Source organism: Winslowiella toletana (assembly GCF_017875465.1).
Lineage (GTDB): Bacteria > Pseudomonadota > Gammaproteobacteria > Enterobacterales > Enterobacteriaceae > Erwinia > Erwinia toletana.
Genome location: NZ_JAGGMQ010000001.1, coordinates 3920046 through 3935894, shown reverse-complemented (window position 1 = coordinate 3935894; position 15849 = coordinate 3920046). Strand labels below are relative to the sequence as shown.

The window sequence follows — 15849 nt, the reverse complement described above, 5'->3', positions numbered from 1 at the left end:
CCACCTGGTCTGATAAGTAAGAATATTCAGCTTGTGTAAACGATTCCATTTATTCAGACTCGATCACGCTTTCGTGGCCGCCATTGTGCTACTTTTTATCCAGACTCTCTTTGCTTTAAAAGGTTATCAGGACTGAACATGGAAAAATTTAATCCGGTTGATCATCCGCATCGCCGTTACAACCCGCTGTCCGATCAGTGGGTACTGGTTTCTCCGCATCGCGCCAAACGCCCATGGCAAGGCGCGCAGGAAACCCCGGCGCAGGAACAGTTACCGGCGCACGATCCTGACTGCTTTTTATGTCCGGGCAATACCCGGGTAACCGGTGATAAAAATCCGGACTATACCCATACTTATGTGTTTACCAACGACTTCGCCGCGCTGATGACCGATACGCCGGATGCGCCGCAGAGTGACGATCTGCTGATGCGTTGTGAGAGCGCACGCGGCACCAGCCGGGTGATCTGCTTCTCACCGGATCACAGCAAAACGTTGCCGGAGCTGTCGCTGTCGGCGCTGGAGCAGGTGGTGCGCACCTGGCAGGAACAGACCGCCGACCTCGGTCAGCACTATCCGTGGGTGCAGGTGTTTGAGAATAAAGGGGCGGCGATGGGCTGCTCGAATCCACATCCGCACGGCCAGGTGTGGGCTAACAGCTTCCTGCCGAATGAAATTAAACGCGAAGACGATTTGCAACGTCGTTACTGGCAGCAGCATGGCTCCGCGATGCTGGTGGATTACACCGCGCGTGAGCTAAAAGATGGCAGCCGTACGGTCGTGGAAACCGAACACTGGCTGGCGGTGGTGCCCTGGTGGGCAGCATGGCCATTTGAAACCCTGCTGCTGCCAAAAGCAGCGGTTAAACGCCTGGTCGATCTGACCGATGCGCAACGTCAGGATCTGGCGCTGGCGCTAAAAAAACTCACCAGTCGCTACGACAACCTGTTCCAGTGCTCTTTCCCCTACTCGATGGGCTGGCACGGCGCGCCGTTTAATGGCGAAGAGAACGAACACTGGCAGTTACATGCCCACTTCTATCCCCCGCTGCTGCGTTCGGCGACCGTACGTAAATTTATGGTCGGTTATGAAATGCTGGCAGAAACCCAGCGGGACTTAACGGCGGAACAGGCGGCTGAACGTCTGCGTTCTGTCAGCGATATTCATTTCCGCCAGAACGGAGCATCACAATGAGCTTAAAGACCCATACCCAACAGATCTTCAGTCAGGCGTTTGGCTATCAGCCAACCCATGCGATTCAGGCGCCTGGCCGCGTTAATCTGATTGGCGAGCATACCGATTACAACGACGGCTTTGTGCTGCCGTGCGCCATTGATTATCAGACGGTAATCAGCTGCGCCAGACGCGACGATCGTCAGGTGCGCGTGGTGGCGGTCGATTACGATAACCAGCAGGATATCTTCTCGCTGGATCAGCCGATTGACAGCCTGCAGGACAAGATGTGGGCCAACTACGTGCGTGGCGTGGTGAAACATCTGCAGCAGCGCAACAGCGACTTTGGCGGCGTGGATATGGTGATCAGCGGCAATGTGCCGCAGGGCGCCGGTCTCAGTTCGTCGGCGTCGCTGGAAGTGGCGGTCGGCACGGTGATCCAGCAGCTCTATCAGCTGCCGCTGGACGGCGCCGCAATTGCCCTTAACGGTCAGGAAGCAGAGAACCAGTTTGTCGGCTGTAACTGCGGCATTATGGATCAGCTGATCTCCGCGCTGGGCAAGCAGGATCATGCGATGCTGCTGGATTGCCGTACGCTGGGCACCCGTCCGGTGCCAATGCCGGAAGAGATTGCGGTGGTGATCATTAACTCCAACTTCCGCCGCAGCCTGGTCGGCAGCGAATACAATACCCGTCGCCAGCAGTGTGAAGCCGGTGCGCGCTTCTTCAGCAAAAGCTCACTGCGTGACGTTGAGCTGGCCGAGTTTAACGCGCGTGAGCAGCAGCTGGAGCCGGAAGTGGCAAAACGCGTGCGCCACGTACTGAGCGAAAACGCCCGTACTCTGGAAGCCGCCGATGCGCTCAGTAAAGGCGATCTGGCGCGGATGGGCGTGCTGATGGCGGAATCCCATGCCTCAATGCGCGATGACTTTGAAATCACCGTACCGCCGATTGATACGCTGGTTGAGATCGTAAAAGCCGTTATCGGCGATCAGGGCGGCGTGCGGATGACCGGCGGCGGCTTTGGCGGCTGTATCGTCGCGCTGATGCCATTTGATCTGGTCGACAGCGTCAAAGCGGCGGTGGCTGAGCAGTATGAAGCCAAATCCGGCATTAAAGAGACCTTCTATGTCTGTAAAGCTTCAGAGGGGGCAGGCCTGTGCTAAACCAACCTCAATCCCATGCCCCTGATGGTCAGCCGTGGCGCGTTACCGTGCTGCGCAATCAGCACGGTATGGTGGTGACCTTTATGGACTGGGGCGCCACCTGGCTTTCGGCACGCGTGCCAATGAAAGACGGCAGCGTACGCGAAGCGCTGCTGGGCTGCGCCACGCCGTCAGATTATCTCCATCAGACCGCCTATCTGGGCGCCACCGTCGGACGTTACGCTAATCGTATCGCCAATGCCCGGCTGCAACAGGGCGATATCCAGCTGGTGGCCAATCAGGGCGATCATCAGCTGCACGGCGGCCCGGAAGGCTTTGATAAACGCCGCTGGCAGATTGTCAGCCAGAGCGAAAGCGAAGTGCATTATCAGATTAACTCGCCAGACGGTGACCAGGGTTTCCCCGGCAATCTGCTGGCTTCGGTGCGCTACCGCCTGGATGATAACAACTGCCTGTCGATTGAGTACCATGCGCAGGTTGATCAGCCCTGCCCGGTCAATCTCACCAACCACGCCTATTTTAATCTGGATGCAGAGCATGGCGATGCGCGTCAGCATCGCCTGCAACTGCTGGCGGATTACTATCTGCCGGTGGACAGTAACGGCATCCCGTACTCAGGAAAAAATGGTGCAGATTTAAAACCGGTGACCGGGAACAGTTTTGATTTTCGCCAGCCGAAAGTGGTGGCCGACGAGTTCCTGCAGGATGACGATCAGCGCGCGGTGAAAGGCTACGACCACGCCTTTTTACTCAATACAAAGGGCGATGTCAGCCAGCCTGCCGCGCAGCTGTGGTCTGCGGATGGCAAACTGCAGCTCACAGTGCAGACCGCCGCACCGGCCTTGCAGTTCTATTCGGGCAACTATCTGGATGGCACGCCCGCCCGCGAACAGGGCAGCTATACTGCCTTTCAGGGCATCGCGCTGGAAAGTGAGTTCCTGCCGGACTCACCGAACCATGCGGAATGGCCACAGGTTAACTGCTGGTTACAGCCTGGTGAAACGTATCAGTCAGTTACGCGCTATACGCTGACCGCCTGTTAACATCAGCCTGAAAAACGCGCACTGCGTACGTCCCAGGCTTACGCCGTGCCCAGATTTCCGCTATGGTAGAGGGATATCAGATTGTCGAAGCGGGCAATTTTCGGCAATATCATGATAATCGATATCATAGAACTGTCAGATTATTAAGGAGTTAAGCTATGGCTGTAACTAAGCTGGTTCTGGTGCGTCACGGCGAAAGCCAGTGGAACAACGAAAACCGCTTCACCGGATGGTACGATGTTGATCTGTCCGATAAAGGTCGTACTGAAGCCAAAGCAGCAGGCGAACTGCTGAAAAAAGAAGGCTTTGCTTTCGATTTTGCTTACACCTCCGTGCTGAAACGTGCCATCCACACCCTGTGGAACGTTCTCGACGAACTGGATCAGGCCTGGCTGCCAACTGAAAAATCATGGAAGCTGAATGAGCGTCACTACGGTGCGCTGCAGGGTCTGAATAAAGCTGAAACCGCTGAGAAATACGGCGACGAGCAGGTTAAGCAGTGGCGTCGTGGCTTTGCCATCACCCCACCAGAGCTGACCCGTGAAGATGAGCGTTTCCCTGGACACGATCCACGTTACGCAAAACTGACCGACGCTGAGCTGCCGCTGACCGAAAGTCTGGCGCTGACCATCGATCGCGTTATCCCTTACTGGAACGAAAGCATTCTGCCACGCATTAAAAGCGGCGAGCGTGTCATCGTTGCTGCGCACGGTAACTCTCTGCGCGCGCTGGTAAAATACCTGGATAACCTGAGCGAAGATGAAATTCTTGAGCTGAATATCCCTACCGGTGTTCCGCTGGTGTATGAGTTCGACGAGAACTTTAAACCGCTGAAACGCTACTATCTGGGTGATGCTGATGAGATTGCTGCGAAAGCGGCAGCCGTAGCAAACCAGGGTAAAGCGAAGTAATAAATTTCGTCTGATAACATGCCCGCTAAAGTCTGGTTCGCCAGTGCGTTAGCGGGTATTTTTTTGCCTGCAATGTTGAGCTTCCATAACCCTCCCCTTAGCCTCGTGATGTAATACAGATGCCTGCTTATTATTTTATTTATTCTGATTAAAACAACACGTCAGAAAACATTAATATCTTTTTAAACGCTATCCAAACCAGGTATTAAGAAAAAGAGACTCACACTGGAAAAGCGTTATTACCTGGGTAATATATGCCAGTTCGGGCTGGCTGAGGTCTGATGCCGGGTTAATTTATCTCGCCAAAGGCATTCACCACCTGAAATAAAAAACTGAAAAGATATCACTAGTTAATATCATTAATCATTTAATTAATAACCTGCATTAATTTCACCTGCCGTGGCTACGCCCTGCGGGTGTCTGTTCACTTTATTAATAAGAAGGTTTTATGTGGTTTTATCGATTGCGGCAAATATTTACTGCCTTATTATTACCCTGGCTTTTAGCTGTCGTTATCCAGGCTTTGGGAAGGATTTATCTGCTATTCACCTATGGAACATCAGAAACGCTGGCTGATGTTTCTCAGGATATAAAAAGAATGTTCTGGACGGGAACCCTGTTCGATATTCGTATCGCCAGTTTGCTGTTCGTTCCTTGTTTATTGATCGCTGCCGTTGTTGCCATAAACAACCGTGGGTTTTATCTCTGGCAACGTTTTTGGCCCTGGCTGGCGACGTTTCTGAGCCTGGTTATCGCCACTCTGACCGTGGTGAACGTTTTCTACTATGCCACCTTTGATCGTTTTATTGATATCTTTATCTTCGGTTTAGTTGAAGATGATACTGTTGCTGTATTAAGCACCATATGGGCAGACTATCCGGTGATTCGCGCGCTGCTCTCCCTCGGAATATTCGCGGTTATGGCATTCTTTGGTTATCGTTACTGGCAACATTGGCTTAACAGCCGACAAGTGCGTAACAGTAATCTGCCAGTATCGATCATCTCTACGTTAATAATACTTTTTACCTGTTTTGCCGGCATGCGTGGTTCCCTCGGCACTTTTCCTTTACGCCAGGATGATGCTCAGGTCTCCGAAATAAAACTGCTTAATATGCTGACACCTAATGGCCTGATTGCACTTGACTGGGCTTTCAAGGCCCATGCAAAAAGCAACCATTTTGCGGAAGCGACGGATGAAGAAGGCGCGAAACTTTTAAGCCGTTTTCTGCAACAACCTACACCGGCCAGCCTGCTACCGTTTATGGCTAAAACCGATCTAAACCCGACGGCGAAAAACAATCCTCCCCATGTGGTACTGGCGGTAATGGAAAGTATGGGGTATGACCTTGCAAGCTATGATCGAAGCGATCGGGATCTCTTCGGAGCTCTGCGGCAACACTGGCAGTCAGACTGGCACTTTGACCGGTTTATTTCCGAAGGGGATGGCACCATTGATACCCTGAGCCGATTCTTTGTGCGAAGCCCGATGAGCAGCATTGGCCAGTCCAGCGCCCAGACTACTGACTTTGCCAGCAATATGTTTAAACCTTTCCTCGCTAACGGTTATAAAATTATATATGTTACTTCCGGCAATGGTGCGTGGCATAATATTAATCAGTTCCTTCCTCAGCTGGGCGTCAGTGAGTTTATCGAGCAAAACGGACTAAAAAAGCGCTACCCTTCCGCTCAGATAGCAACATGGGGAGTGCCGGATGAATATATGTTCCGTTATATAGAAGAGCGTCTGCAGGAAGCGGATAAAAAAGGCGAACATGTGTTTATTATGGCGATGTCGACCACTCATCACCCGCCTTACAGAACGCCTGCTGGTTATAATAAAACGACTTTTTATTTAACCGATAAAGAGAAAAATCGTTTAAAAAATCTGGCGTCCGGCGATGAACTGCAAGAAGTGATGAATACCTTACGCTACAGTAACGATTATTTAGGCCAGTTTATCAGCAACGTGAAAGAGAATAATTCGTTAGGATCAAAGACGATTATCGTTGCCACTGGCGACCATAATATTCGCAGTATTGGTTATCCTGATCCCGAGGAACTGGTTCTGGGCCACGCTGTACCATTTTATATTTATGTTCCACCAACCTATCGTCATAACAGTTTTTTTGATGCTAACAGGCTGGGCAGTCATAAAGATATTCTGCCAACACTTTATCAGCTCAGTCTGTCAGATACGGTATATTATCGTACCGGCTGCAACTTACTGGCCAGGACGCTGGATAGTACCTGGTGCCAGGGTTATAACCCCGAGGTGGCAATTACCGCTGAAGGCGCGTGTTTACTGAAAGGGAAAACCGAATTCCGCCCCTGGAAAACGCAGAGTGGTTTACTGCTTGGTGATCCTGAACCTATGAATGCAACACAGCAAGAGCTGTGTCATCGCTGGGGTGCCTTTACCGATCTGTTGTGGTGGCAGTTAAATCGCCAGGTTCTGGGCAAAAGTAACAATCTGACCGATCCCCGACCGACTGGTCAGCAGTCAAACGGCTAAATACTACCCCCTCCTGTAACCGGGAGGGGGTATGGATATTTATCCGCGACGGGCTTTCACCGCTGCCGCCAGCTGGCGCAGTACGGTTTCAGTATCTTCCCAGCCAATACAGGCATCGGTAACACTTTTGCCGTACACCAGTGGTTCGCCACTATCCAGATTCTGATTACCCTCTACCAGATGGCTCTCGATCATCACGCCAACGATCGCCTGTTCACCACCGGCAATCTGCTGCGCCACATCATCAGATACCACCAGCTGCTTCTGGAACTGTTTGCTGCTGTTGGCATGGCTGAAGTCAATCATCACCTGTGGCGCCAGACCGGCTTTTTCCAGGCCCGCTTTTACCGCGCTCACATGATGTGCGCTGTAATTCGGCTCTTTACCGCCACGCAGAATAATATGGCAGTCGCCGTTACCGCTGGTTTCGACAATCGCCGAATGACCATATTTGGTGACAGACAGGAAGCAGTGCGGCGCGCTGGCGGCATTAATCGCGTCAATCGCCACTTTAATCGTGCCATCCGTGCCGTTTTTAAAACCAACCGGGCAGGATAAACCGGATGACAGTTCACGATGCACCTGTGATTCAGTGGTGCGCGCGCCAATTGCGCCCCAGCTCATCAGATCCGCCATATATTGTGGCGTAATCATATCAAGGAACTCACCGGCAGCAGGCAGACCACTGTCGTTGATATCCAGTAACAGCTTACGCGCAATACGCAGACCATCATTAATCTGGAAGCTACTGTCCATATACGGGTCGTTGATCAACCCTTTCCAGCCGACAGTAGTACGCGGCTTTTCAAAATAGACGCGCATCACCACTTCCAGCGAATCACTCAGCTCTTCACGCAGCTTTAACAGACGTGCGCCGTACTCCTTTGCCGCTTCGGTATCATGAATGGAGCAAGGTCCAATCACCACCAGCAAACGGTCATCCTTATTTTTAAGAATATTATGAATCGCCTGACGGGCGAGGGAGACGGTTTCAGCCGCTTTATCGGTAGCCGGGAATTTTTCAAGCAGTGCAACGGGAGGTAAAAGTTCTTTTATCTCTTTGATTCTTAAGTCATCGTTCTGGTAATTCATAATCTGTCCATTAAATTCATTGCCCGGTGCGCACCGGGCACAACCTGACCAATTTAGCCTGTGTACGTTGTGCTGTAAATCGACTTTCTCCCTGTGGACGACATCACAAGTTTGCGTTTTCGGGGTTGTTTACTACACTTTTAAACGTTACCGCTTAAAAAATTGATATTTACGCCATATCTGTTTGGCTTGCATTTCTTAACCGATATTTTATTTCGGTTTTATTACATTTAGTACTGTAATCGCCGTTTCAGGTTGAGTCAGACAATTAATTAATAATTAACAGGAGCATTACGATGAAAAAGTTTGCAATCGTTCTTTTCACCGCCGCAATGACGCTTGGTAGTGGTGCAGCAATGGCTGCATCAGGTAACAACGGTACTGCTAACCAGGCGGCTGATGCTGGCGCTAAAGCTGGTGGTGCTAATGAGAATCTGGCGCCAAATAAAGTTGATAACTCAAAAATCAACACCGGTGATACTTCCGGCTCTGCCACCGATCACAACAAAATGTCGGCAGATGAAATGCATAAAAATTCCCAGTGTAAAGACGGGAAGTGTCCGGATGTTAACAAAAAAGTTGAGACCGGCACGGGTACTGATGTCAATACCAAAACTGATGGTACTACGCAGTAATCCGCTAATGGGAGAGCTACGGCTCTCCTTTGATTTTGTTGCATCCCTGCCCCGCTTCGCTATGCTGAACATCCTGAATAGTGACGGAAATCATCATGGCCACTCTGCTGTTAATCGACGATCATCCTCTGGTTCAGGTTGCACTGGAAGCCGCTCTTAGTCGCTCACCGATTCCCCTCCATCTTTACGCCGTCAGTAATGAACAGCAGGCGCGCGATTATCTGCGTCACCATCAGGTGGATTTGATTATCCTTGATATTGGTCTGCCGGACAGCGATGGTCTGCAGCTGCTAAAACAACTGAAAAATCGGTATCCGCAGCAGGCAGTCGTAATCTATTCGGCTCAGGAAGAGAAGATGTATCTGCGCATGGCCGAAGCCGCAGGTGCAGCAGGCTATATCGTTAAGCGTCAGCCGATGGAACAGTTACTGGCCGCAATCCTTGCGGTTTTGGGTGGCCAACGGGCGTTTCCGGTGCTGAGTATCGCAGAAGCGCCAGCAGGCGGAAACCTGACCAGTAAAGAGCAGCAGATCCTCGCGCTGCTGGCGCGTGGCTTATCGAATCTGCAAATTGCCGAACAGCTGCATATCAGCAATAAAACCGTCAGTACCCATAAAAAGAATATTCTCGATAAAACCGGCGCCACTTCCGTGCTGGATCTCGCCGCAGTATGGAAAGCGCAACAATGACACGCCTGCTGCTGCTATGGTTTCTGCTAAGTATCAGCCTGAGTGCCGCCGCCGCTTATCGCGCGGTCAGCAGTATTGCGCTGCCGCAGGAGATGATGCCCAACAGTGTGATGCGCCCCTGGCATGACAAACCGCTGCGCGTCGGCGTGCTGCGCGATAACAGCTCGCCATGGAATATTGTGGTGGGTGGCGATCTGTATGGCATTAATGCCGACTACCTGGCGCTGTTAAGCCACAACGCAGGCTTGCAGTTTGATATTGCTGGCTATCCCTCTTATGACGCTATGTTACAGGCGCTCCGGCAGGGGCAGCTTGATCTGCTGTTTGGCGTTCCGCAGCACGCACTGCCCGCAGGTTTGTATGCCACTCAGCCGTGGTACAGCACGCCGCTGCGCATCTATCGCAACCGCAACAACCAGCGCCAGGTGATGTTTAATTCTGGTGACGCCCGCATTGCGATTAGCCGGCAGACGCGCGCGCTGGTGAGTGCCGATTTTGCCCGGCAGCATCAGTGGCTCACCCTCGACAGCGATCTGCAGGCACTTTATACCCTGCTAAATCAGCAAAGCGATTATGTTGTCGCCGACGAGATCAGCGCCGGCTTTCTGCTGACCCAGTTGCAGCAGGGACAGATTTATCAGCTGGAATCCGCGCTCGAACCCGGCCAGCTCAATTTACAGGCGGTTACCGGTGATGCACCACTGGCCACCGCGCTGGATACCACCCTGCGCCAGTTGCCAATGGATGTGGTAAACGAGATTCAGGGACGCTGGAGCAGTCAGCTGCCGCGCTACTTCGATACCAATACCGCACGCCTGACCAGCATGGAGCGCCAGTGGATTACGCAGCACCCGACGATTGACTATGCCGCGCTGAGTGACGACTATCCGTGGAGCTATCGCGGCGCTAACGGTGAAGCCAGCGGATACAGCGTCGAGTTACTGAATGCCATCGGCCAGAACACCGGTTTGCGTTTTCGGCCACGCTGGGTGGAGAACGCGCAACAGGCGGGGAGCCTGTTAAGTCAGACGCGTCCGATGCTGCAACTGATGCTGCCACTGACCGGTAATGACAATATGCAGGGCAATACGATGCCGGTCTGGCGTGCGCTCTGGGGTGTCTATATCGGTAATATGTCTGAACCGGTGGTCAGCTGGCAGGATTTGCAGGGCATGCGCATCGGCGTACGACGCGGCGATCTGGGCATTCATCTGATCCCGGCGACGCTGAATGTCAGCCAGTATGATAATGGTAAAGCCCTGTATGACGCGCTGGCCAATGGTCAGCTGGATGCGGTAGTGGATAATGTGCTGTCGGCGCGCTGGCTGATGCAGACACGTTATAACGACCTTATTCATCTGGCGTTTGCCGCCAGCGATACGGCCTGGCCAATTGCGATGGGCGTCAGCAGCGGTCAGCCACTGTTGCGTTCGATCCTGAATAAAGGATTACAGCAGATCCCACCGGATACCCAGCAGCGCATGCGTGAAAACTGGAGTAATAGTCCACAGCTGGCGAGTCGCGACGAGGGTAATATGCGGCCGATTTCGCTGTTTATGTTTATCGCCGCGCTGTTTGCCATCGCCTTTCTGCTGATTCTGCTGATCCGTCGCTATATGCAACAGCGCCGGGATCTGCGCCAGCGACGTCAGCTGGAACGGCAACGTGAAGAAGCGGAACGCGCCAATCAGATGAAGAGCCAGTTTCTCGCCACCGTCAGCCATGAATTGCGCACGCCGATGCAGGCGATCCTGGGCCTGCTGGAAATTGAGGTCGCCCGTCAGCCACAGCCAGGAAATTTAGCAGTGATCCACAGCAGCGCCGCCTCACTGCTGACGCTGTTAAACGATCTGCAGGATCACGCCCGTATCGAGAGCAACACCTTTACCCTGCGTCCGCATGCAGTTGATCTGCATCAGTGGCTGATGCGTCTGGCCGATTTCTATCATCCTTTAATGCGCGCCGATGGCCCCGACTTTCAGGTCAGCGCTGTTTCGCCACTGCCCGCGTGCGTAATGCTCGACAGCGAACGGCTGCAGCAGATTGCCAATAACTTAATTGCGAATGCGATTAAATTTACCCGCTCAGGCGAAATTCGCCTGACGCTGGCGCAACACGATCAGCAGCTCTGTATGCAGGTCAGTGATAGCGGGAGCGGCATTGCCGCTGATGAGCAGGCGCGGCTGTTTGAACCCTGGTATCAGACGCCATCGGGTAAATCGCTGTCGGTGCAGGGCAGCGGACTGGGTTTATCTATCTGCCGCGAAATCGTCACCCGTATGGGCGGCACGATTGAACTGCAATCGACTGCCGGTCGCGGCACCCGGGTGACAGTTATGCTGCCATTAATCCCCGCCGCGAGCACCGGGCCTGCCGTGGAGACGCAACCAGCAGCTGATCGAGTGTCACTGAGCACGCTGCGAGTGGCGATAGTCGATGACCATCCCACTAATCTGCTGGTGATGCAGCAACAGCTGGCTTATTCAGGGATTGAAGCCGCCACCTTTGATCACGGGCGTGCCCTGCTGCGTGCGGCCGCGCAACAACCATTCGATGTGATATTTATTGATTACTCCATGCCGCATCCGGACGGCATTACGGTAGCGCGCATTCTGCGCCGCCGTCAGCGCCAGCAGAGCATGCCGCAGACACTGGTGCTCTGTTCTGCCGACAACCAGTCTCACCAGCCCTGCGCCGACGTTTTCCTGTTAAAACCCGTGGCGCTCAGCGCGATTCAGGCGGTGTTGCAGGGCCATCAACAGGCGTTGTTCAGCGATCTGGATAAACGCATTCAGCGTCTTGCCAGTTTTCAGCCTGACTATATTATGCGGATTGTCAGCACCCTGACCGGGGCGCTGCATAGTGATATGGCGGCGCTGACGCTGGCCCGGCAGCAGCAGCAGTGGCTGCAGGTGGAACAGATTGCCCATCGCTGCAAAGGCAGCTGGCTGTTGCTGGCGTATCAGCAGGGTGAAGTTCTGTGCCAGGCGATAATTGAGCAGGCCAGACTGCACAACGACAGCCCGGCAGAATGGCATTTACTGGTATCATTAACCGAGAAACTATTAAAAAACCTGGAAAATTATGGCCCATCAACACAATCACACTGAAGGCAATAGCAACCACAAACGTCTGCTGGCGGCATTTAGCGTTACCGCGGTGTTTATGCTGGCCGAAGTGGCTGGCGGTATCCTGTCAGGCTCACTGGCGTTACTGGCCGATGCCGGGCATATGCTGACCGATGCCGCCGCCCTGCTGATGGCGTTGCTGGCGGTACAGTTTTCCCGGCGTAAGCCCAATGGCCGCCATACCTTTGGCCTGCTGCGTCTCACCACGTTAGCGGCTTTTGTTAATGCGCTGGCGCTGCTGGTGATTACCGCGCTGATTGTCTGGGAGGCGATCCGTCGTTTCTGGCAGCCACAGCCGGTAGCCGGAGGACTGATGCTGGGGATTGCCATCGCGGGTCTGCTGGCGAATGTGCTGTCGTTCTGGCTGTTACATCGCGGCAGTGAGGAGAAAAACCTTAACGTCCGTGCGGCGGCGCTGCATGTGATGGGGGATCTGCTGGGTTCGGTAGGGGCAATTATCGCCGCGCTGATTATTCTGTTTACCGGCTGGACGCCAGTCGACCCGATACTCTCAATGCTGGTATCGATTCTGGTGTTACGCAGCGGCTGGGCGCTGATGCGTGAGAGTTTTCATGAGCTGCTTGAGGGCACACCCGGTTCGGTAAACGTCGAGAAGCTGACGCGCGATTTAACCCTGAGTATTGCCGAAGTGCGCAATGTGCATCACGTTCACGTCTGGCAGGTGGGCGAGAAGCCGGTGATGACCCTGCATGTGCAGGTTGTCCCGCCCTATGACCATGACGGACTGCTGCACCGCATTCACGACCACCTGCACCAGCGCTATCAGATCGCCCATGCGACGGTACAGATGGAGTATCAGCGTTGCGATGATGGTGACTGCGAGCTGGGCATCGCCAGCCAGCAGCATCACCATCATCACCACTAACGCTTAAGAGAGCGCGCGTGAACCCTGTTCGCGCGCGCTTTTAATCCATAACCAGCAACCATTCAGCGCAATTAACGTCAACAGCATATATTCCAGCGACATCGCATAAACGCCCTGGCGGGCAAAGATGGTGACGCTAATAACATTAATAATCACCCAAAGCAGCCAGTTCTCAACGTATTTACGCGTCATCAGAATCATCGCCACAATCGACAGCACCATCATGCACGAATCCCAGAACGGAAACGCATCCGGTTGCAGTTCCGGCATCGCCACGGTAAAGCCGATCGCCTGCATCAGCGACACCGCAATCTTAGTCAGGAAAGCAAATACCGGATCGATAAACAGGGTCATTAACGCAATCGCCACTACACTGCCTGCACCCCAGCCAATAGCCTTTGGCAGCGGTAGCCAGCGGATCTTAAGCTGCGCCTGATGGTCGGCAGTCTGCCGGCTCCAGGCATACCAGCCGTAAATATTGGCGACAAAGAAGAACAGCTGCAACAACAGGCTGGCATACAGCTGGATCTGGAAAAAAATCACCGCAAACAGCGAGACATTAATCAGACCAAACAGGTAGTTAATAATCTTCTCTTTACTCGCCAGCCAGATACATAACAGGCCAGCAACGGTGCCGATAGCTTCAATCCATGACAGATCATAACCACCTGCGCCGATCGGAATATGAACCAGGATATTACTTGTACTAAAGAAATCCATATCAGCACCTTGTAGTAAGGAAAGCGTCAGGCATTGCCTTTGACGTTAAGTTTAAGCTCAGCTGCAAAAGATAGCATACGATTCAAAGGGATCAATGCAGCCTGGCGTAAACTCTCCTCGACATGGATCTCATGCTGCTCGCCACCCCGCTCCAGCCCGTCGGCAATCGCTTTTAACCCGTTCATCGCCATCCACGGGCAGTGCGCACAACTACGACAGGTGGCGCCTTCACCGGCAGTTGGCGCTTCCAGTAACTCTTTATCCGGGCAGGCCTGCTGCATTTTGTAGAAGATACCGCGATCGGTAGCGACAATCATTTGTGGATGCGGCAGGGTTTTCGCCGCCTGAATCAGCTGGCTGGTAGAACCCACGGCATCGGCAAGATCAACAATCGCCTGCGGCGACTCCGGATGCACCAGTACCGCCGCCTGCGGATAGAGCGCTTTCATCCGTTGCAGCGCCTGGGTTTTAAACTCGTCATGCACGATGCAGGCTGCCTGCCAGCAAATCACGTCAGCGCGGGTCTGCCGGGTGACATAGCGCCCAAGATGACGGTCCGGCGCCCAGATAATCTTCTCACCCAGGCTGTCGAGGTGTTCAATCAGCTCCACGGCGATACTGGACGTGACTACCCAGTCGGCACGCGCTTTTACCGCCGCCGAGGTATTGGCATATACCACCACTGTGCGATCCGGATGCTGATCGCAGAACTGATTGAACTCTTCAATCGGGCAGCCAAGATCCAGTGAACACTCCGCCTGTAGCGTCGGCATCAGGACGGTTTTTTCCGGGCTGAGGATCTTCGCCGTCTCGCCCATAAACCGCACTCCAGCCACCAGCAGCGTGCTGGCCGGATGGTTGCTGCCGAAGCGCGCCATCTCCAGCGAATCGGAGACACAGCCGCCGGTCTCTTCCGCCAGCGACTGGATTTCCGGATCGGTGTAATAGTGGGCCACCATCACCGCGTCACGCTCTTTCAGAAGACGTTTGATCTTCTCCCGGTAGAACTGTTTTTCATCAACAGAAAGCCGGGCGGGTTTCGGCGGGAACGGATAAACAGCAGTTTCGGGATCGAACATCAGGCTCATAGCGGCAGTCTCGTTTCTTCGACTTAACGTATCTGGCAAAATATGACTATTTCATCCGCTATATGGCTGCGGATGTTTTATATGCTAAACACGATAGCGAAAATGTTTCCGGCTGTCGCTGATTTTTTATTATTAAGCACAGGATGTGATGCAGATCATTTAACCTGCTGCGCTTTCCCCGCTTCGATATCCAGTAAAAAGGCTTTGGTCGCCAGTCCACCGGCAAAACCGGTGAGTTTGCCATTGGCGCCGATCACCCGATGACAGGGCGCGACAATCGAGATCGGATTCTTACCGTTAGCCGCGCCGACGGCGCGTACCGCAGCTGGATGACCAATCTGCCGGGCAATTTCGCCGTAGCTGCGGGTTTCACCGAAAGGAATCGCCACCAGCGCCGTCCAGACCTTCTTCTGGAACTCGGTGCCGACAAAATCCAGCGGCAGATCGAAACGCTGCAATGTGCCGGCGAAATAGCGTTGCAGCTGGCGTTCGGTTTCCAGCAGGATCGGATGCTGGTTATCTTCAGTCAGCAGCGGCAGACGCACACGCCGCGGATTGTCATTTTCCCACAGAATCGCCGCCAGCCCCTTATCGCTGGCGATCAGCGTCAGTACACCGACCGGTGAAGTAAATAATTTACAGTAGTAAGACATGATTTAGCCTCCGTTATAACCCATCACTATCAGAGCCATTATCGCTGATTGATCGCCAGTGACTGGCTGTTTTCGGACATCAGGTTAAAATAGTTTCATGTCCGATAATAGCCAGTTCGTCAGCTCGCACAGGCATAGACTGGTTACTTCACCTGA

The 15849-nt window shown here is 53.3% G+C and carries 13 protein-coding genes; 9 read left to right on the top strand and 4 right to left on the bottom strand.

The features are described 5' to 3' along the window. Positions 1-138 precede the first annotated feature (138 nt). The 5 genes from galT to J2125_RS18360 all read left to right on the top strand — a co-directional run bounded on the left by galT (position 139) and on the right by J2125_RS18360 (position 6802). A complete protein-coding gene (galT, locus tag J2125_RS18380; protein ID WP_017798860.1) occupies positions 139-1191 on the top strand; it encodes a galactose-1-phosphate uridylyltransferase in 1053 nt (350 codons plus the stop codon). Next, positions 1188-2336 (top strand): galactokinase, encoded by a 1149-nt coding sequence (gene galK, locus J2125_RS18375; RefSeq protein WP_017798859.1) that lies wholly within the window; start codon positions 1188-1190, stop codon positions 2334-2336. The genes galT and galK overlap by 4 nt, the downstream gene beginning before the upstream one ends. Next, positions 2330-3379, top strand: coding sequence for a galactose-1-epimerase (gene galM, locus J2125_RS18370; RefSeq protein WP_026111404.1), 1050 nt, complete (start codon positions 2330-2332; stop codon positions 3377-3379). Before galK ends, galM begins: the two co-directional genes overlap by 7 nt. Positions 3380-3537: 158 nt before the next feature. Beyond that, on the top strand, positions 3538-4290 hold the full coding sequence (gene gpmA, locus J2125_RS18365; RefSeq protein WP_017798857.1) for a 2,3-diphosphoglycerate-dependent phosphoglycerate mutase: 753 nt from the start codon (positions 3538-3540) through the stop codon (positions 4288-4290). Between the two features lie 448 nt (positions 4291-4738). After that, entirely contained in the window at positions 4739-6802 is a 2064-nt protein-coding gene (locus J2125_RS18360; protein ID WP_026111403.1) for an LTA synthase family protein, read from the top strand. A gap of 39 nt (positions 6803-6841) precedes the next feature. On the opposite strand, the gene aroG is transcribed toward J2125_RS18360, so the two are convergent. After that, a complete protein-coding gene (gene aroG, locus J2125_RS18355) occupies positions 6842-7894 on the bottom strand; it encodes a 3-deoxy-7-phosphoheptulonate synthase AroG (RefSeq protein ID WP_017798855.1) in 1053 nt (350 codons plus the stop codon). Between the two features lie 296 nt (positions 7895-8190). Between aroG and J2125_RS18350 the strand changes: the two genes are divergently transcribed. The 4 genes from J2125_RS18350 (at position 8191) to zitB (ending at position 13232) form a co-directional block, all read left to right on the top strand. Continuing rightward, positions 8191-8529, top strand: a complete 339-nt coding sequence (locus tag J2125_RS18350) for a YbgS-like family protein (RefSeq protein WP_017798854.1) — start codon at positions 8191-8193, stop codon at positions 8527-8529. Positions 8530-8624: 95 nt separating this feature from the next. Further along, positions 8625-9218 (top strand): response regulator transcription factor, encoded by a 594-nt coding sequence (locus J2125_RS18345; protein ID WP_017798853.1) that lies wholly within the window; start codon positions 8625-8627, stop codon positions 9216-9218. Further along, on the top strand, positions 9200-12328 hold the full coding sequence (locus tag J2125_RS18340; protein ID WP_026111402.1) for a hybrid sensor histidine kinase/response regulator: 3129 nt from the start codon (positions 9200-9202) through the stop codon (positions 12326-12328). Before J2125_RS18345 ends, J2125_RS18340 begins: the two co-directional genes overlap by 19 nt. Further along, a complete protein-coding gene (gene zitB, locus J2125_RS18335; protein WP_017798851.1) occupies positions 12303-13232 on the top strand; it encodes a CDF family zinc transporter ZitB in 930 nt (309 codons plus the stop codon). The genes J2125_RS18340 and zitB overlap by 26 nt, the downstream gene beginning before the upstream one ends. A gap of 3 nt (positions 13233-13235) precedes the next feature. On the opposite strand, the gene pnuC is transcribed toward zitB, so the two are convergent. From pnuC to J2125_RS18320, 3 genes are all read right to left on the bottom strand, one after another. Beyond that, positions 13236-13952 (bottom strand): nicotinamide riboside transporter PnuC, encoded by a 717-nt coding sequence (pnuC, locus tag J2125_RS18330; protein WP_017798850.1) that lies wholly within the window; start codon positions 13950-13952, stop codon positions 13236-13238. 26 nt (positions 13953-13978) lie between these two features. After that, a complete protein-coding gene (gene nadA, locus J2125_RS18325; protein ID WP_017798849.1) occupies positions 13979-15040 on the bottom strand; it encodes a quinolinate synthase NadA in 1062 nt (353 codons plus the stop codon). 155 nt (positions 15041-15195) lie between these two features. Continuing rightward, entirely contained in the window at positions 15196-15693 is a 498-nt protein-coding gene (locus tag J2125_RS18320) for a methylated-DNA--[protein]-cysteine S-methyltransferase (protein ID WP_017798848.1), read from the bottom strand. Between the last annotated feature and the right edge of the window lie 156 nt (positions 15694-15849).